This window comes from Nonomuraea sp. NPDC004354 (genome assembly GCF_053602555.1).
On sequence record NZ_JBSGDV010000022.1, the window covers coordinates 1 to 17,162 of the forward strand.

Consider the following 17,162-nt stretch of genomic DNA (forward strand, 5'->3'; position numbering starts at 1 on the left):
ACTGCACTCGAAGGGGTGTGGGAGAGTAGGTCGCCGCCGCGCAATCTTTACAGTAAGGGCCATCCCGGTTGGGGTGGCCCTTTCTGCTTTTCCGGGCTGTTTCGAGGGCGTGCCGTACCGGTCGCTCGAGCACCGGCACGGGCCGGTGAAGGGAGCGTGGCGCGCTCCAGGCGACCGTTCGGCCCCCGCAGGGTGCCGGCCGACCGGCCAGGTCAGGAGGCCGGCGGTTCGCGGTCGGTGAGGAGCGGCTCGATGCGGTACGGGATCTGGGTGGACAGCGCGATGGTGGTGTCCGTGCGCTGGACGCCCGGCGAGGCGAGGACGCGCGCGATGACCTCCTGCAGGTGGTCGGTGCTGCGCGCGACGACGCGGCAGAGCAGGTCGTGCTGGCCGCTGGTGCCGTACACCTCGAGGATCTGCGGGACGTCCCGCAGGGCCTGTACGGCCTCGGTGAGGCGGCCCTGGGCGATCTGCAGGGAGACGAACGCGAGGATCGGGTAGCCGGCTCCGGCGGCGGAGACCGTGGGGCCGAAGTCGAGGATCACCCCGCGCGCGGTCAGCTTCTCGACGCGGGCCTGCACGGTGCCTCTGGCCACGCCGAGCAGGCGGGCCAGCTCGGTCAGGCCGACGCGTGGGTGGGCACGCATGGTCACCAGGAGTCTGGCGTCGAGCTCGTCCATGGCCCCTCCGGGTGATCTGTGCGATTCGCCTAGCTTGAGGCCAGTATGGCAGTGCGATAGTGCGCGGATCGACCAGGAAAATTGGTCACTCTTGCCAAGGAAAGCCGGAATTGCTGTCATTCAGGCATGTTCGAGGAAGCGCAGTACTTCGCGCCCGTCGCCGAGCAGGGCGACGGGTCCGTGGTGGTCGAGTTGGCGGCGTCGCACCCCGGGTTCGCCGACCAGGTCTACCGGGCCAGGCGTAACGCCATCGCCGCCCTGGCCGTCAACTACCGGCGGGGCGAGCCCATCCCCGCGGCGGAGTACACCGAGCAGGAGCACGAGATCTGGGCCCTGGTCGCCGGCGAGCTGGCGATCAAGCACAGGAAGTACGCCACGGCGGAGTACCTCGACGGCGCGGCCCGGCTGGGCCTGCCCGCCGAGCGGATCCCGCAGCTGGAGGAGGTCAGCGAGCTGCTGGAGCCGCTGACCGGGTTCAGGTACCTCCCCGCGGCCGGTCTGGTGCCGCTGAGGGACTTCTACGGGGTGCTGGCCGACGGCTACTTCCACTCCACGCAGTACATCCGCCACCACTCGGTGCCGTTCTACACGCCGGAGCCCGACGTCATCCACGAGGTGATCGGCCACGCGAACGCGCTGGCCAACGACAGGTTCGCGGCGCTCTACCGGCTGGCGGGCGCCGCGGCGCGGCGCGTGGAGAGCGAGGAGGCGCTGGAGTTCGTCTCCAAGGTCTTCTGGTTCACCCTGGAGTTCGGCGTCATGGCCGAGAGCGGCGAGCTGCGCGCGTACGGGGCGGGCATCCTGTCCTCGTACGGCGAGGTCGAGGAGTTCAGGGGAATGGACATCCGGCCGCTGGACCTGAAGATGATGGGCCAGACCCAGTACGACATCACGAAGTACCAGGACGTGCTGTTCCGGGCCGAGTCCATGCAGCACCTGGAGGACGTGGTCGGCGCCTTCTGGGAGACCTGCGACGACGAGTCCATCGCCGCTCTGGCCTGAGCGGGAGCGAGCCGGGAGAAACGGTGGCCCCCGGGAACGCGGGCCGCGGCGCCACCCGACGGCCGGCCCTCACCGTCAGCCGACGGCCGAGGAGGGGCCCTCGACCGGCGTGATGAGCCGGTAACCCACCCCGCGCACCGTCTGGATCAGCCGGTCGTCGTCGTCACCCAGCCGCGCCCTCAACCGCTTGACGTGCACGGCGATGGTGTTGGTCGAGGTGCCGTCGGCCGAGTTCCACACATGCTTCATGATCTGCTCGCGCGTGACCGTCCGGTCGGCGTTGCGCATCAGGTAGTGGAGCAGCTCGAACTCCCGCAACGGCAGGTGCACGGCCCTGCCGCCGACCCGCACCTGGTAGGCGTTGACGTCGAGCTCGACGCCGCCCACGGTCAGCACCTTGCGGTTCTCGACGCCGTGGGAGGCCGCCTGGATGAACGGCAGCAGCTCGAGCACCCGGTACGGCCTGGCCACGCACGCCGACGCGCCCGCGGCCAGCGCCTGGACCGCCTGTTCGGCATGCCCCTCGCCGACGCCGAGCAGAACGGGTACCGACCGCGAGAGCCGTACGGCACGCACGAAGTCCACCGCGTCGATGGTCGGCAGTGTGGCGCCGACGAGCACGACGTCAGGCTGGAGCGCGCCCGCCTGCAGCAGCGCCTGGGCTCCGTCGGTCACCCCGGTGACCACGACGCCCTCGCGCCCCAGCGCGACCGCCAGCTCGTGGATGACGTCCTGGTCGGGATCGGCCACCAGCAGGGTGGGAACTGTCGGGGCGTCCCCGTTCGCCGCGACGACCATCAGCCGAAACGCCCCGTGATGTAGTCCTCGGTGGCCTTCTGGGAGGGGTTGGTGAACATCCGGGAGGTGTCGTCCATCTCGACCACCTTGCCGGGCTGCCCCTGGGCGGCGAGGTTGAAGAACGCCGTGCGGTCGCTCACCCGGGCGGCCTGCTGCATGTTGTGGGTGACGATGACGATCGTGTACTCGTCCTTGAGCTTGGTCATGAGGTCCTCGATCGCCAGCGTGGAGATCGGGTCGAGCGCGGAGCAGGGCTCGTCCATGAGCAGCACCTGGGGCTTGACCGCGATCGCGCGGGCGATGCAGAGACGCTGCTGCTGGCCGCCCGACAGGCCGGCGCCGGGCTTGTTGAGGCGGTCCTTGACCTCGTTCCAGAGGTTGGCGCCCTTGAGCGACTCCTCGACGATGCCGTCGGTCTGCGACTTGGAGACGCGGCCGTTGAGCCTGAGGCCCGCGGCCACGTTCTCGTAGATCGACATGGTGGGGAACGGGTTGGGCCGCTGGAAGACCATGCCGATGGAGCGGCGCACCGAGACGGGCTCGACGCCGGGGCCGTAGAGGTCCTCGCCGTCGAGCAGCACCTTGCCCTCGACACGCGCGCCGGGGATGACCTCGTGCATGCGGTTGAGCGTGCGGAGGAAGGTGGACTTCCCGCATCCGGACGGCCCGATGAACGCGGTGATCGAACGCGGCTCGATGGTCATCGAGACGTCCTCGATGGCCTTGTGCGATCCGTAGTACGCGTCGAGGCCCGAGACCTGGATCTGCTTGGACATGGGAGCGGATACCTCCTATCGGGCCCTGGAAGGCGAGCGCCACCAGGCGATGAGGCGCGCGACCAGGTTCAGCAGCATGACGATCAGGATGAGCGTGAGGGCTCCGGCCCACGCGCGGTCGATGGCGGTGTCGTTGGGGCGCGCCGCCTGGTCGAACACGTAGAGGGGAAGCCCCATCTGCGGCCCGTTGAACGGATCGTTGTTGATGGAGTCGGTGAAGAACACGGTCAGCAGCAGCGGCGCGGTCTCACCCGTCACGCGGGCGATGGCGAGCATGACACCGGTGACGATGCCCGTGAACGCGGTGGGCAGCACGACCTTCACGATCGTCCGCCACTTGGGGACGCCCAGGGCGTAGGAGGCTTCGCGCAGGTCGTTCGGGACCAGCTTGAGCATCTCCTCGGCCGCGCGGACCACTGTGGGCATCATCAGGATCGACAGCGCGAGCGCGCCGGCGAACCCGGAGAACGGCATGCCGAGGAAGAGGATCCAGAAGGCGAAGACGAACAGGCCGGAAACGATCGAGGGGACGCCGGTCATGACGTCCACGAAGAAGCTGATCGTACGGCTGAGCCGCCCGCCGTTGCCGTACTCGACCAGGTAGATGGCGGTGAGAACGCCGATGGGCACCGCGATGACCGAGGCCAGCAGGACCTGCTCAAGGGTGCCGATGATGGCGTGGTAGGCGCCGCCGTTCGCGTCGCGGGCGCCGATGCCGCGCATCGAGTGGGTCAGGAAGTCGAGGTCGAGACGGGCCAGGCCGTTCTTGATGACCAGCCACAGGACGGAGATCAGCGGCACGACGGCCAGCGCGAAGGCCAGATACACAAGACCCTGGACGACGCGGTCCTTGACCCGCCGTCCAGTGGAGATGTGCTGGATCGTGGTCATTCGACCTCCTCCGTCGGTCGGTTGGCCACGACGTGGCTGTGGGTGATGGGGGCGCTCATGCCGCTGCCCCCGCGTATTCCTTGCGGCGGGCGATCACCATGCGGGCGCCCATGTTGACCAGCAGCGTGATGACGAACAGCACCAGGCCCGAGGCGATGAGCGCGCCGCGGCCGACGGGGGTGGCCTCGCCGAAGCCGTTGGCGATGTTGGCCGCGATGCTGTTGGCGTGCGGGGTGAGGATCTGGAAGCTGATGTCGAAGGTGGCGGGGAAGATCAGCGCGACCGCGATGGTCTCGCCCATCGCCCGGCCGAGGCCGAGCATCGCCGCGCTGATGACGCCGGGGCGGCCGAACGGCAGCACCGCCATCCTGATCATCTCCCAGCGGGTCGCGCCGAGCGCGAGTGCCGCCTCCTCGTGCATCTTGGGCGCCTGCAGGAAGACCTCGCGGGAGATCGCCGCGATGATCGGCAGGATCATGATCGCCAGGACGATGCCGCCCGCCAGCATGGTCTTGCCGCCGATGACGCCCTCGCCGGCGAACAGCGGGAACCAGCCGAGGTGCTCGTTGAGCCACTCGGACGGCGTCTTGAGGATGGGGACGAGGAAGACCAGGCCCCACAGGCCGTAGATGACGCTGGGCACCGCGGCGAGCAGGTCGACGAGGTAGCCGAGGGGCCCCGCGAGCCGGCGGGGCGCGTAGTGGGAGATGAACAGCGCGACGCCCACCGCGACCGGGGTCGCGATGACCAGCGCGAGGGCAGAGCTGAGCACGGTCCCGAACGCCAGGGCGGCGATGCCGAAGACCTGGCTGCTGTTGGGCTCCCAGATGAGCTCGGTGAAGAAGTTCCCCTTGTTCGCCTGCAACGCGGGGATCGCCTCGCTGATCAGGAAGACGGCGATGGCCGCCATGATCGCCAGCAGGACGATGCCCGCACCGGTGGAGGCGTAGCGGAAGGGTCCCTCACCATGGGTGCGCCGGGAGGCGGCCCGGCGCATGGCCGGGTCGCCTCCTCGGGTGCGAACGTCGGTGGACATGGGTTAGGAGATCGCCTCGACGGCCGCGCGAACCTTGGTGAGCAGAGCCGCGGGCAGCGGGGCGTAGCCCAGGTCCTTCAGGGAGGCCTGGCCCTCGTCGCTCGCGGTGTAGCCGAGGAAGGACTTGACCAGCGGCACCTGGTCGGCGGGCAGGCCCTTCTCGCAGGTGATCTCGTAGGTCACCAGGACGATCGGGTAGGCGCCCGCGGCCTTGGTGGCGTAGTCGATGCTCAGCTTGAGGTCGTTGCCGGTGCCCTTGATCTCGGCGGCCTCGACGGTCTTGGCGGCGCTGTCGGCGGTCAGCTCGACGAACTCACCCGAGCCGTTGGCGACCTTGGCCTTCTGCAGCTGGGAGTTGTCGGCGTAGGAGAGCTCGACGTAGCCGATGGCGCCCTCGGCGCCCTTCACCGAGGCGGCGACCTGGTCGGAGCCCTTGGCGCCTTGGCCCTTGGCCTCGGCGGGCCACGCCTTGGCCGGCTCGTACGGCCACTCGGCGGTGGCCTTGAGGAACTTGGTGAAGTTGTCGCTGGTGCCGGACTCGTCCGAGCGGTGGAATGCCTGGATGGGGGTGGACGGCAGCTTCGCGTCGGGGTTGTCGGCCTTGATGGCGGCGTCGTCCCACTTGGTGATCTGGCTGTTGAAGATGCCGGCGATCGTCTTGGGCGACAGCTGCAGGCCGTCGACACCGGGCAGGTTGTAGACCACGGCGACGGGGCCGGTCACCATCGGGAGGTTGATGGCCTTGCCGGTCTTGCAGCGGGCGTCGGCCTGGGCGGGCTCGCCCTTGTCGTCCTTCAGCGCCGAGTCGGAACCGGCGAAGGAGATCGTGCCCTGGATGAACGCCTGGACACCAGCGCCGGAGCCGCTCGGCTGGTAGTTCAGGTTGACGTTCGCGTTCTTGGCCTGGAAGTCCTTCTTCCACTGGTCGATCGCGTTGGCCTGAGCCGAGGACCCAGCCGCGTTGATCGTGCCGGAAAGGGCGTTGTCGTTGCCCGGGGCGGCGGCGGACGCGGACGCGGTGCCCGCGGGGGCACCAGTGTTGTTATCGGTGCCGCACGCAGCGAGCGAGAGCGCGCCGACGACGGCGACGGCGGCGAGCCGGCCTGCATACTTCACGGTTGGGTTTCCTCCCACTTGGTCCTTAGTCGCCTCAGACGTTAAGCAGTGAAGGTGACTCGACTCCCGAATCGGGGTGAACGTTCGGTGAACGACCCAGGTCAGCATCATGATGGGATGCATGACGTATCGCGTATCTCTGGTGTGTATGGGCAACATCTGCCGCTCCCCGATGGCCGAGGTCGTGGTCAGGCAGGCCCTTGAGGAGCACGGACTGTCCGGCAAGGTGGCGCTGGACAGCGCCGGAACGGGCGGCTGGCACGTCGGCAACCCGATGGACGAGCGCGCCGCCGAGATGCTCGCCCAGCACGGCTACGACGGTTCTCTCCACCGTGCCAGGCAGTTCGACTTCGACCGCTATGACCTGGTCCTCGCCATGGACAAGGAGAACCTCAGAGCGCTGCGCAGGGTCGTTCCCGCGGGGACGGACCTGCGGCTGTTCCGCTCGTTCGACCCCTCGGCGCCCGAAGGCGCCGAGGTGCCCGACCCCTACTACGGCGGCCGCGACGGCTTCGAGATCGTGCTCGGCCAGGTGAAGGCGGCCGCCGAAGGGCTGGCGAAGTACCTTGTCGATCGTCTGGACTGAGGACCTGGGCTCCTCGCACGCCTGGCGGCTGCGCAAGGGGACGCTGGACGGCAGGCCGGTGTTCGGCAAGTACGGTCCCGTTTCCCCGCTGTTCACCTCCGAGGCGGCGGGGCTACGGTGGCTGGGCCCGATCGCCGCCACCGTGGTGTCGTCGGGCGACGACGGCCTGGTCCTCGACTGGGTGGACACCGAGCCGCCCACCCGTGCCGCCGCCGAGCGTTTCGGCCGCGAGCTCGCCCGGACGCACCTGCGTGGCGCCGACGGCTTCGGCGCCCCCTGGCCGGGGTTCATCGCCGACCTGCCCATGCCCAACGAGCCGGCCGCCGACTGGCCGTCCTTCTACGCCGCCGACCGCGTGCTGCCCTTCGTACGGCAGGCGCGGCTGGCGGCCGGCGACGTGCGGCTGATCGAGCGAGCGGTCGCCAGGTTCCCCGAGATCGCGGGGCCCGCCGAGCCGCCGTCCCGGATCCACGGCGACCTGTGGGGCGGGAACGTGCTCTGGGCGGACGGCCGCGCGGTGCTCATCGACCCCGCGGCGCACGGCGGGCACAGGGAGACCGACCTGGCGATGCTGGCGCTGTTCGGCGCGCCGTACCTGGACACGATCCTCGGCGCCTACCGCGAGGAGGCGCCGCCGGCCGAGGGCTGGCGCGAACGCGTGCCGTTGCACCAGCTCCACCCGCTGCTCGTGCACGTCTGCCTCTACGGCACCGCCTACCGCGACGCGTTGATGACCGCGGTCTCCCGGGTGCTGGCCCTCTGAGCGCAGCCGGGTCGCTCGGCGGGTGAGGCCTTGTGGGGTCGGGTGGGGTCGGGTGGGGTCAGCGGGTGGTGAGGCGGGTGAGGACCTCGTCGTGCAGCGTGCCGTTGGTGCACACCAGCCCGCCCGCGTCCAGGCCGCGGCCGCCGTCGAGGCCGCTCCACCGGCCGCCCGCCTCCTCGACGATCACCGTCAGCGCGGCGATGTCCCACGGGGACAGCTCGGGCTCCGCCGACAGGTCCACGGACCCCTCGGCGACCATCATGTGCGACCAGAAGTCGCCGTAGGCCCGGGTACGCCAGCACGCGCGGCCCAGGTCGAGGAACGGCTCGAGGCGCCCGGCCTTCTCCCATTCCTCGATGTCGGAGTAGGAGAAGGAGGCGTCCTCCAGCTTGCCGACCGCCGAGACCCGCATGCGGGTGGCCTTGGTCAGGCTCTTGCCGGTCCACGCGCCGCTGTCGCGGGCCGCCCACCAGCGGCGGCCGAGCGCGGGCGCCGACACGAGGCCCACCACGACCTCGCCCTGGTCCATGAGCGCGATCAGGGTCGCCCACACCGGGACCCCGCGCACGTAGTTCTTGGTGCCGTCGATCGGGTCGACGATCCACGACCGGGCGCCGTGACCGGTGGTGCCGAACTCCTCGCCCACGATCGCGTCACGGGGCCTGGCCCTGCGCAGCGTGCCCCTGATCGCCTCCTCCACCGCTCGGTCGGCGTCGCTGACCGGGGTGAGGTCGGGCTTGGTCTCGACCTTGAGGTCGACCGCCTTGAACCGGCGCATGGTCAGGTCGTCGGCGGCGTCCGCCATGACATGCGCGAGGCGCAGATCGTCGCTGTAACCCGTCACGAAGAGCCACGCTATCGCGTCGGACATCGCTTCCATCAAACGGCTGCATCCCAATTGTGGGTTACTCGCCAGTAGCATGGCGGCATGTCATTCGACCCCGGCGAGTTCCTGCTGCAGACCGTGCCGTTCGCCCGCACGCTGGACATCTCATTCGACAAGGTGGAGGAGGGGCTGGCCCTCTGCCGCCTGCCCGACCGCCCCGATCTGCACAACCACGTCGGCGGTCCGCACGCGGGCGCGCTGTTCACCCTCGCCGAGACGGCCTCGGGGGCGGCGACGCTGTCGGCGTTCGGCGACCAGCTGTCGCGGGCGGTGCCGCTGCCCACCACCTCGACGATCCGCTATCGCAAGGTGGCGATGGGGGAGGTGGTGGCCGAGGCGCGGTTGCAGGCCTCCAGGGAGGAGGTCGTCGCCCTGCTGGACGCGGGACAGCGGCCCGAGTTCGACGTCGCGGTCGAGATCCGCAACGCGGAGGGCGTCGTCGTCGCGGAACTGACCGTCCGCTGGACCCTCCGCCCCAACCGGTAACCGTCCGCCGGTCAGTCGTCGGAGTCGGGGGCGCCTTCCCGGCTGGCGAGCAGCCGTCTGAGCGACTTCAGCCGGACCGGATCGGCGTGGCCGTCGGCGACCCACGCGTCCAGCGCGCACTCCTCGCCCCGGTGGGTGCAGCCCTTGGGGCAGTGGACGGTGCCCTCGACCAGGTCGGGGAAGCCGGCCAGCACGGTCTCGACGGACACGTGGGCCAGCCCGAAGCTGCGCACCCCCGGCGTGTCGATGATCCAGCCGCCCTCGGGCAGCTCCAGCGCCACCGCCGAGGTGGAGGTGTGGCGGCCGCGCCCGGTGACCGCGTTGACATGGGAGACCGCCCGGTTGGCGTCCGGGACCAGCGCGTTGACCAGCGTGGACTTGCCGACGCCCGAATGGCCGACGAGGACGCTGACGCGGCCGGTCAGCCGCTCGCGCAGCTCGTCGAGCTCGCCGCCCTTCTGGACGACCGTGTAGGGGACCCCGAGCGGCTCGTAGAGCGAGACCAGCTCGTCGGGCGGGGCGAGGTCGCGCTTGGTCAGGCACAGCAGCGGGTCGATCTCGGCGTCGAAGGCCGCGACCAGCATCCTGTCGATCATCCTGGGCCGCGGCGGCGGGTCGGCCAGCGCGGTGACGATGACGAGCTGCTCGGCGTTGGCGACGACCGGACGCTCGATGCCGTCGGTGTCGTCGGTGTCGTCGGCGCTGCGCCGCAGCATCGAGGAGCGCGGCTCGACCCTGACCACCCTGGCGAGGGTGTCGGTCCGGCCCGAGACGTCGCCGACCAGCGCGACCCTGTCACCCACGATGATGCCCTTGCGGCCCAGCTCGCGGGCCTTCATCGCGGTGACGAGCCGGCGCTCGCGCTTCTTCCTGCGGCCCTCGGTCTCGACCAGGCAGGTGTAGCGGCCCCGGTCGACGGCGATCACGAAGCCTTCGACGGCGTCCTCGTGGGCAGGACGGATCCTGGTCCGCGGCCGGGAGCCCTTGCCCGGTCTGACCCTGACGTCGTCCTCGTCGTACTCCCGCTTTCTCAGCGGTCCGCTCCTTGCCCCGAGAAGCCGGTCACGACTGCTCACTTCCCAGCATCTGCGCCCACATCCGGGCGAACTCCGGAAGCGTCTTTCCGGTCGTCGCGATGTCCTCCACCTCGACTCCGGGGACCGCGAGGCCGACGACGGCGCCCGCGGTGGCCATGCGGTGGTCGGCGTAGCTGTGGAAGGTGCCGCCGTGAAGCGTGGCGGGGCGGACGAGGAGGCCGTCGGCCGTCTCCTCCGCGTCGCCGCCCAGCCGGTTGATCTCGGTGACGAGGGCGGCGAGCCGGTCGGTCTCGTGGCCCCGCAGGTGGGCGATGCCGCGCAGCGTGCTCGGCGAGGTGGCCAGGGCGGCGAGGGCGGCGATCGTGGGGGTGAGCTCGCCCACCTCGTGGAGGTCGGCGTCGATGCCCGCGATCTCGCCCGTGCCCGTGACCGTCAGGCCGTCCTCCGTCAGCGACACGGTGGCGCCCATCGCGGCGAGCAGCGGGCGGAGGTGGTCGCCCGGCTGGGTGGTCACGGCCGGCCAGCCGGGGATGGTGACCGTGCCGCCGGTGATGAGTGCGGCCGCCAGGAACGGCGCGGCGTTGGACAGGTCGGGCTCGACGACCAGGTCGGTGGCGGTGATCGGCCCCGGCTCGACGCGCCACACGTCGGGCTCGCCGTCGTCGATCCGCACACCCGCGGCGCGCAGCATCTGGACGGTCATCTCGATGTGCGGCATGGACGGCACGGGCGGGCCCTCGTGGCGGATCGTGACGCCCTTCTCGAACCTGGCGGCCGTCAGCAGCAGACCCGAGATCAGCTGGGAGGAGGCGGAGGCGTCGATCGTGACCTCGCCCCCGGTGATCGGGCCCCTGATCGTGAACGGCAGGGCGTCGTTGTCGACCTCGGCGCCGAGCGCGCGCAGGGCGGCGAGGATCGGGCCCATGGGCCGGGTGCGGGCGTGGGGGTCGCCGTCGAAGAAGACCTCGCCGTCGGCCAGCGCCGCCATGGGCGGCACGAAGCGCATCACCGTGCCGGCCAGGCCGACGTCGATGCGCGCGCCGCCGCGGACGGGGCCGGGCGTGACCTGCCAGTCGACGCCGGAGGCGCTCTCGTTGGACGGGGTCAGGTCGGTGCCGAGCGCGCGCATGGCCGCGGCCATGAGGTCGGCGTCGCGGCTGCGCAGCGCCTGCCGTACGGTGCCCGGGCCGTCGGCGAGCGCGGCCAGCAGCAGCGCCCTGTTGGTCACGGACTTGGAGCCGGGCAGGGGGACGGTCGCGGAGACCGGAGCGGACGCCGTCGGGGCCGGCCAGAGCGGAGCGGGCATGGTGCAAGCCTATCGGCAGCCGGCGCCTGACCCGCAGAGCGCACGACCAGGGAGCTCGGGGCCCGGCCTCGCGTGGGGTGCGGGGCAAGATGGGGTGCCGGGCGGTGTGGGGTGCGGGGCGACATGGTGGGCGAATCGGCCGATCGCGTGGCAGGGTGGAGGCATGTGCGGCAGATACGCCTCAGCGCGCAAGAAGCACGAGCTTCTGGAGGAGTTCCAGGTCGAGCAGGACGCCTCGCCCGACGAGGAGTTGTCGCCCGACTACAACGTGGCGCCGACCAAACGGGTCTACGCGGTGCTCAGCCGGGTGCCCAAGGACACCGAGCGCGGCGACTCGGGCGGGGAGGGCGAGGCGCGAGCCGCCACCCGGGCGGTGCGCCAGCTGCGCGTCCTGCGGTGGGGCCTGGTGCCGGTGTGGGCCAAGGACCCCTCCATCGGCTCCCGCATGATCAACGCCAGGCTCGAGACGGTCGCGGAGAAGCCGGCCTTCAAGAAGGCGTTCGCCTCCCGCAGGTGCCTGCTGCCTGCCGACGGCTACTTCGAGTGGATGCCCGTCGAAGGCGAAAAGAAGAAGAAGCAGCCCTTCTACATCCACCCCGAGGACGGCGGGGTGCTCGCGATGGCCGGGCTGTACGAGTTCTGGAAGGACCCGACCAGGGCCGCCGACGATCCGCTGAAGTGGCTGGTGACCTGCACGGTGATCACCACGCAGGCCGAGGACGACCTCGGGCACATCCACGACCGGATGCCGATGATGATCGAGCGGGAGCGCTGGGCCGAATGGCTCGACCCCAAGCTCACCGACACCGAGCAGGCCTCCAGGCTGCTGGTGCCCGCCGACTCCGGCAGGCTGGTCGCCTATCCCGTCTCCACCGACGTCAACAACGTCCGCAACAACGGCCCGCACCTGATCGAGCCGCAACAACCGGAGGAAGAAAGCGCACTTTTCTAGCGGGTCGGTGTAAGAACCTCGCCTGATGGGCATCCGGTGAGGAAAGCGATGCTCTTCGTCAACTGCGAGTCATCGCTCCATTCACCACCCCCCGAACGCCGGGCGGGACCTCCGGGGAGTTCCGCTGCCGGCTGCCCCCGCCTACCCGGAGGTGCGGACGTGGACGACACGACCGCTCGCGAGCGCCTGGAAGGCATGCTCGCCGAGCTCGACAGGTCGATCGGCGTGCTGCGTGGAGACCCGGTGGCCGTGGCCGACCGCTCGGCGGCCGACGCGGGCTCCGACCTGACCGACTCCGACCGCGCCCAGGCCATGCTGTCCGTGGCGACCGCCCATCGTGGCGCGATCGTGGCCGCGCTCAAGCGGCTCGACGAGGGCACCTACGGCGACTGCGTCGACTGCGGCAGGCCGGTGCCCGAAGGAAGGCTGGAGGCCCGTCCGGAAGCCGCCAGATGCGTCCAGTGCCAGGCGAAGCGGGAGAGAAGGCGCTGACCCTCACTTCTTGAGCGCGCTGGCCACCAGGTGGATGCCTACGGTGTCGTCGTCGTCGGGGTGGGCGTCGAGCTCCGTGCGCACCAGCCAGGCCAGCGCCCGGGTGTCGGTGGCCAGCACGTGGTCGACGGTGGAGGGGGACAGGACCGTGCGCGGCCTGATCCACTCCACCTCGAGGCCCGCTCCCGTGAGCAGCTCGCGCAGCTGGCCGCTGCTGAAGCAGCGGGTGATGCTGCCGTCGGGCCACGGCACCAGCATGACCTCGCCGGTCTGGCGCAGGTGGGCCCAGTAGTTCTGCTCGGCGAGTATCGCCATGCCCAGCACCAGGGAGTCGACGCACACCAGGGCGCGCCCACCGGGGCGCAGCACGCGGACCACGTCGTCCATCGCCGACTCGGCCATCAGCTCGATGGACAGCGCCCGCTCCTCCGCCACCACCGCGTCGACGCAGCCGTCAGGCAGGAACCCCAGGTCGTCGGCGCGGACCTGGCGCACCCGGTCGGCATCGCGCAGCAGCTGCTGCCCCTCGAGCGCCCGGCGGAAGTCGACGACCTCGATCACCTTGTGGCCCGCCTTGGCGGCGTGGCCCGACCAGCGCCCGCGGCCGCCGGAAAGATCGAGGATGGTGGAGGGACGACCGGGAAGCCAGCGATCGAGCTGCTCGGCGACGACTGCACGATAGAACGTCCAGTACGGCCCGAGCGTGCCTGAGCCGTTCAGTTCCTCGGCCGGAATGGGCAGCACACGCGTCTCCTGTGTTCCGGAAAAGGTACGTTTGTTTTTCCCCGTACCGAGTCGTTCGTCACCTCCATCTTGTGGGAACAGACGCGTGCGCGGGCGTGTTGCAGACGAACATGCTCACATTGCTCGAACCCGTCCCCGGTGGCCTGCCGGTCGCTGACGAGCGGGTATCCTCCCCTGAGTACGGTGTACCGGCACAGCAGGCCACCGGCGATCTTAGGGGGGTGGGTCCGGTGCCCGCGACAGGCACGGAGACTCTGGAGCAGCGCAGCGAGCGGTTCGAGCGTGACGTCATGCCGTACCTCGACCAGCTCTACTCCGCCGCGCTCCGGATGACCCGGAATCCGGCTGACGCCGAGGATCTGCTGCAGGAGACCTTCGCCAAGGCGTTCGCGTCCTTCCACCAGTTCCAGGAAGGCACCAACCTCAAGGCCTGGCTCTACCGGATCCTCACCAACACCTTCATCAACAGCTACCGCAAGAAGCAGCGGGAGCCGAAGCAGTCCGGCACCGAGGAGATCGAGGACTGGCAGCTGGCGCGCGCCGAGTCCCACACCTCGGGCGGGCTGAAGTCCGCCGAGGTCGAGGCCCTGGAGCACCTGCCCGACGGCGACATCAAGGAAGCGCTCGCCGCGCTGCCGGAGGAGTTCAGGATCGCGGTCTACCTGGCCGACGTCGAGGGCTTCCCGTACAAGGAGATCGCCGACATCATGGGCACGCCCATCGGCACGGTGATGTCGCGACTCCACCGCGGACGCAGGCAGCTGCGGACGCATCTCGAGGACTACGCACGCGAGCGTGGCCTGGTCCCGGCGGAGGGATCCAAATGAGCTGTGGTGAGCCGCACGAGACGGACTGTCGTGAGGTGCTCGACAAGGTCTACGCCTATCTCGACGGTGAGCTCGCAGAAGGCGAGTCCGTCGACATCAGGGTGCACCTCGACGAGTGCAGCCCCTGCCTGCAGGAATACGACCTCGACAAAGCGGTGAAGGCGCTGGTCGCCAAGCACTGCGGATGCGATCCGGTGCCTGACGACCTGCGCTCGAAGGTCCTCGACCGCATCGCCAGGGTGCGCGCGGAGCTGGGCGACTAGCATTGCGCGCATGCGCGTGTTGGTGACCGGGGGCGCCGGTTTCATCGGTTCTCATCTCGTCGACGCCCTGCTGGAGGCGGGGCACGAGGTCGCGGTCGTCGACGACCTGTCGTCGGGCCGCCAGGCCAACCTGAGCGGTGAGGCCTGGCTGCACACGCTCGACGTCAGGGATCCCGCCCTGGTCGAGCTGGCCGTCGCGTGGCGGCCCGAGGTCATCTGCCACCTGGCCGCCCAGATCAGCGTCCGGGCGAGCGTGGCCGATCCGATGCGCGACGCGCGGGTCAACGTGGAGGGCACGGTCCAGGTGCTCACCGCCGCCCAGCGCGGCGGCACGCGCAAGGTGGTCTTCGCCTCCTCCGTCGCGGTGTACGGCAGGCCGCCGGTCATCCCCGTCCCCGGCGACGCGCCCACCGACCCGCGCTCGCCGTACGCGGCGAGCAAGCTCAGCGGGGAGACCTATCTGGCCGCCTTCAAGGCGCTCCACGGCATCGACCACACCTCGCTGGTGCTGTCCAACGTCTACGGCCCGCGCCAGTCGCCCGACGGCGAGGCGGGCGTCGTGGCCATCTTCACCGACGCGCTGCTGTCGGGCGCGCCGACCCTCCTGTATGGCGACGGCGACCAGACCCGCGACTACGTCTACGTCAAGGACGTCGTCGACGGCTTCGTCAGGGCCTGCGGCGAGGCCGGCGGCGGCGGGCGGTTCAACCTCGGCACCGGCATCCAGACCACCGACCGCCACCTGCACACGCTCGTCGCCGCCGCGGCGGGCGCTCCCGACCGGCCGGGTTTCGCACCGCCCCGTCCGGGGGACCTTCCCGCTATGGCCGTCGATCCGCTGCCCGCCTTCGAGGGTCTCGGCTGGCAGCCGCGCACGGATCTGACGACGGGTCTGAAGGAGACCGTGGAGTGGGCCAGAAGTCGCCGCCGGTAGTTGGTTGATTACGCTTTGCTTGCGATTCCCGAGTCCCCTCCCTGTCGCCTGACGACTTCTGTAGCGTGAGCCTCATGCGCATGTTGACAGCACTGGCGGCCCCGGTGATTCTCCTGGTCGGCGGCGGTGGGGCCGTCCCGCCGGGCGTCTCCTGGACCTGATCGCCCCGGGGGGCCGCAATGCGTGGACTGCCGTGGGCCGCGAAGGTCTATCTGGTCGTCGTCATCGGGGCGGCGGCCGTTCTCGTCGGGCACAGCCTGCTCGCCGGGCACCTCGTCCCATCCGGCGACTACGGCACGCTCCTCGTGCTCGCGTTGCTCTTCCTGGTGTGCGAGTCGATGCCGACGCTCCTCAATGTCGAGCAGTTCGCGGTGTCGGTCAGCTTCTCGGCCGCGCTGGCCGCGGTGGTGCTGGTCGGCCCCGAGGGCGCGGCGCTGGTGGGCCTGACGGCCGTGCTGAGTGTCCGGCCCGGCCTGCCGCTGGTGAAGCGGCTGTTCAACGGGGCGCAGTTCGCCATCTGCGGCTACGTGTCCGGCAAGGCCTACCTGTTCTTCGGCGGCGTGCCGAAGGTCCCGCAGGTCAACGCCTTCGAGGCGCTGATCGGGCCCTACGCCGCGGCCGCCGCGCTGTTCGTCCCGCTCAACATCGTGCTCACGCTGACCATGGTGTGGCTGGTGACCCAGGTGCGGGCCGAGGAGTTGCCGGTCAGCGGCATGACCCAGTTCCTGCTGTCCTACTTCGGCTACGCCACCTTCGGGCTGCTGGTGGCGGGCCTGTGGGCCACCGTCCAGTCGATCTCGGCCGTGCTGGTGCTGCTGCCGCTCTTCGTGGCGCGCTGGGCCCTCGGGCAGTACCACGCGCAGCAACGCTCCTACGACGCGACGATCGCGGCGCTGTGCCAGGCGGTCGAGACCAAGGACTACTACACCCGCGGGCACTGCACGCGCGTGTCGCTGGCCTCCACGATGATCGCGCAGGAGATCGGCATGGGGGTGGAGCGGCTGCGCGCCATCCGCTACGCGGGCATGCTCCACGACGTGGGCAAGCTCGGCGTGCCGACGAAGGTGCTGCAGAAGGACGGGCCGCTGACCGAGGAGGAGTTCGCGGCGATCCAGCTGCACCCGATGCGCGGGCTGGAGATCGTGCGCGGCATCGACTTCCTCGACGAGGCGTTCGCGGGCATCATGCACCACCACGAGCGGCACGACGGCAGGGGCTACCCGATGGGGCTGGCCGGTGACGAGATCCCCGAGTTCGCGCGGATCATCGCGGTGGCCGACGCCTTCGACTCGATGACCTCCGACCGCTCCTACCGGGGGGCCCGCCCGGTCGAGGTGGCGGTGGCCGAGCTGCGCAAGGGCGCGGGCACGCAGTTCGACCCGGTGATGGTGGCGGCGTTCGTCAAGGCGCTGGAGCGGGAGCCGTGGCAGCCGCCGCGCAAGGTCGACGCGCCGCCGGCCGACGCGGCCCAGACGACGACCAAGGACCACGACGACCCGACGATGCCGATCGAGGTGGTGGGCGGATCATGACGGCCTGCCGCGGCCCGGCTGGGGGAAAGGCCGGGACATGATGACGGGGGACACG

20 protein-coding genes are annotated in these 17,162 nt (G+C 70.4%); 10 read left to right on the plus strand and 10 right to left on the minus strand.

The window, feature by feature from the left end; translation table 11 throughout:
• Nucleotides 1-212 precede the first annotated feature (212 nt).
• Entirely contained in the window at nucleotides 213-680 is a 468-nt protein-coding gene (locus ACWENQ_RS38810; RefSeq protein ID WP_449928306.1) for an Lrp/AsnC family transcriptional regulator, read from the minus strand.
• Between the two features lie 126 nt (nucleotides 681-806).
• On the opposite strand from ACWENQ_RS38810, the gene ACWENQ_RS38815 reads away from it, so the two are divergent.
• Nucleotides 807-1,682, plus strand: coding sequence for a phenylalanine 4-monooxygenase (locus ACWENQ_RS38815; RefSeq protein WP_449928308.1), 876 nt, complete (start codon nucleotides 807-809; stop codon nucleotides 1,680-1,682).
• Nucleotides 1,683-1,757: 75 nt separating this feature from the next.
• Here the strand turns inward: ACWENQ_RS38815 and ACWENQ_RS38820 are convergent, their stop codons facing one another.
• The 5 genes from ACWENQ_RS38820 to pstS are packed head-to-tail and all read right to left on the minus strand — an operon-like array spanning nucleotide 1,758 to nucleotide 6,299.
• Nucleotides 1,758-2,480: a response regulator transcription factor gene (locus ACWENQ_RS38820; RefSeq protein ID WP_354921748.1), complete on the minus strand. Its 723-nt coding sequence runs from the start codon at nucleotides 2,478-2,480 to the stop codon at nucleotides 1,758-1,760.
• Nucleotides 2,480-3,256 (minus strand): phosphate ABC transporter ATP-binding protein PstB, encoded by a 777-nt coding sequence (gene pstB / locus ACWENQ_RS38825; protein ID WP_354921745.1) that lies wholly within the window; start codon nucleotides 3,254-3,256, stop codon nucleotides 2,480-2,482. The genes ACWENQ_RS38820 and pstB overlap by 1 nt, the downstream gene beginning before the upstream one ends.
• A gap of 15 nt (nucleotides 3,257-3,271) precedes the next feature.
• Complete coding sequence (gene pstA / locus ACWENQ_RS38830; protein ID WP_354921742.1) at nucleotides 3,272-4,147, minus strand: phosphate ABC transporter permease PstA; 876 nt, start codon at nucleotides 4,145-4,147, stop codon at nucleotides 3,272-3,274.
• Nucleotides 4,148-4,202: 55 nt separating this feature from the next.
• Nucleotides 4,203-5,183 carry a phosphate ABC transporter permease subunit PstC gene (pstC, locus tag ACWENQ_RS38835; RefSeq protein ID WP_354921739.1) on the minus strand — a complete coding sequence of 327 codons (981 nt, stop codon included), beginning with the start codon at nucleotides 5,181-5,183 and terminating at the stop codon, nucleotides 4,203-4,205.
• A gap of 3 nt (nucleotides 5,184-5,186) precedes the next feature.
• Complete coding sequence (pstS, locus tag ACWENQ_RS38840) at nucleotides 5,187-6,299, minus strand: phosphate ABC transporter substrate-binding protein PstS (protein WP_354921736.1); 1,113 nt, start codon at nucleotides 6,297-6,299, stop codon at nucleotides 5,187-5,189.
• Between the two features lie 121 nt (nucleotides 6,300-6,420).
• Here pstS and ACWENQ_RS38845 point away from each other — a divergent pair, with 121 nt between their 5' ends.
• Together ACWENQ_RS38845 and ACWENQ_RS38850 are read left to right on the plus strand one after the other, a co-directional pair.
• A complete protein-coding gene (locus ACWENQ_RS38845) occupies nucleotides 6,421-6,885 on the plus strand; it encodes a low molecular weight protein-tyrosine-phosphatase (protein WP_452418724.1) in 465 nt (154 codons plus the stop codon).
• A complete protein-coding gene (locus tag ACWENQ_RS38850; protein WP_452418725.1) occupies nucleotides 6,866-7,648 on the plus strand; it encodes a fructosamine kinase family protein in 783 nt (260 codons plus the stop codon). Before ACWENQ_RS38845 ends, ACWENQ_RS38850 begins: the two co-directional genes overlap by 20 nt.
• Before the next feature lie 58 nt (nucleotides 7,649-7,706).
• On the opposite strand, the gene hisN is transcribed toward ACWENQ_RS38850, so the two are convergent.
• On the minus strand, nucleotides 7,707-8,519 hold the full coding sequence (gene hisN, locus ACWENQ_RS38855; protein WP_449928317.1) for a histidinol-phosphatase: 813 nt from the start codon (nucleotides 8,517-8,519) through the stop codon (nucleotides 7,707-7,709).
• Nucleotides 8,520-8,576: 57 nt separating this feature from the next.
• Between hisN and ACWENQ_RS38860 the strand changes: the two genes are divergently transcribed.
• Nucleotides 8,577-9,020 (plus strand): DUF4442 domain-containing protein, encoded by a 444-nt coding sequence (locus tag ACWENQ_RS38860; RefSeq protein ID WP_452418727.1) that lies wholly within the window; start codon nucleotides 8,577-8,579, stop codon nucleotides 9,018-9,020.
• Between the two features lie 11 nt (nucleotides 9,021-9,031).
• Here ACWENQ_RS38860 and rsgA read toward each other — a convergent pair whose 3' ends face one another.
• Complete coding sequence (rsgA, locus tag ACWENQ_RS38865) at nucleotides 9,032-10,054, minus strand: ribosome small subunit-dependent GTPase A (protein ID WP_354921761.1); 1,023 nt, start codon at nucleotides 10,052-10,054, stop codon at nucleotides 9,032-9,034.
• Nucleotides 10,055-10,082: 28 nt separating this feature from the next.
• Entirely contained in the window at nucleotides 10,083-11,363 is a 1,281-nt protein-coding gene (aroA, locus tag ACWENQ_RS38870; protein ID WP_452418728.1) for a 3-phosphoshikimate 1-carboxyvinyltransferase, read from the minus strand.
• Between the two features lie 163 nt (nucleotides 11,364-11,526).
• Between aroA and ACWENQ_RS38875 the strand changes: the two genes are divergently transcribed.
• Nucleotides 11,527-12,315: an SOS response-associated peptidase gene (locus ACWENQ_RS38875; RefSeq protein WP_452418730.1), complete on the plus strand. Its 789-nt coding sequence runs from the start codon at nucleotides 11,527-11,529 to the stop codon at nucleotides 12,313-12,315.
• A 159-nt stretch (nucleotides 12,316-12,474) separates the two neighbouring features.
• Nucleotides 12,475-12,807, plus strand: coding sequence for a TraR/DksA family transcriptional regulator (locus ACWENQ_RS38880; RefSeq protein ID WP_449928325.1), 333 nt, complete (start codon nucleotides 12,475-12,477; stop codon nucleotides 12,805-12,807).
• 3 nt (nucleotides 12,808-12,810) lie between these two features.
• On the opposite strand, the gene ACWENQ_RS38885 is transcribed toward ACWENQ_RS38880, so the two are convergent.
• Nucleotides 12,811-13,551 (minus strand): class I SAM-dependent methyltransferase, encoded by a 741-nt coding sequence (locus ACWENQ_RS38885; protein WP_354921715.1) that lies wholly within the window; start codon nucleotides 13,549-13,551, stop codon nucleotides 12,811-12,813.
• 221 nt (nucleotides 13,552-13,772) lie between these two features.
• On the opposite strand from ACWENQ_RS38885, the gene ACWENQ_RS38890 reads away from it, so the two are divergent.
• The 4 genes from ACWENQ_RS38890 (at nucleotide 13,773) to ACWENQ_RS38905 (ending at nucleotide 17,107) form a co-directional block, all read left to right on the plus strand.
• On the plus strand, nucleotides 13,773-14,378 hold the full coding sequence (locus ACWENQ_RS38890; RefSeq protein ID WP_354921712.1) for a sigma-70 family RNA polymerase sigma factor: 606 nt from the start codon (nucleotides 13,773-13,775) through the stop codon (nucleotides 14,376-14,378).
• On the plus strand, nucleotides 14,375-14,641 hold the full coding sequence (gene rsrA / locus ACWENQ_RS38895; RefSeq protein WP_354921708.1) for a mycothiol system anti-sigma-R factor: 267 nt from the start codon (nucleotides 14,375-14,377) through the stop codon (nucleotides 14,639-14,641). The genes ACWENQ_RS38890 and rsrA overlap by 4 nt, the downstream gene beginning before the upstream one ends.
• Before the next feature lie 10 nt (nucleotides 14,642-14,651).
• On the plus strand, nucleotides 14,652-15,575 hold the full coding sequence (locus ACWENQ_RS38900; protein ID WP_452418732.1) for an NAD-dependent epimerase/dehydratase family protein: 924 nt from the start codon (nucleotides 14,652-14,654) through the stop codon (nucleotides 15,573-15,575).
• A 179-nt stretch (nucleotides 15,576-15,754) separates the two neighbouring features.
• Complete coding sequence (locus tag ACWENQ_RS38905; protein ID WP_354921702.1) at nucleotides 15,755-17,107, plus strand: HD-GYP domain-containing protein; 1,353 nt, start codon at nucleotides 15,755-15,757, stop codon at nucleotides 17,105-17,107.
• Nucleotides 17,108-17,162 lie beyond the last annotated feature (55 nt).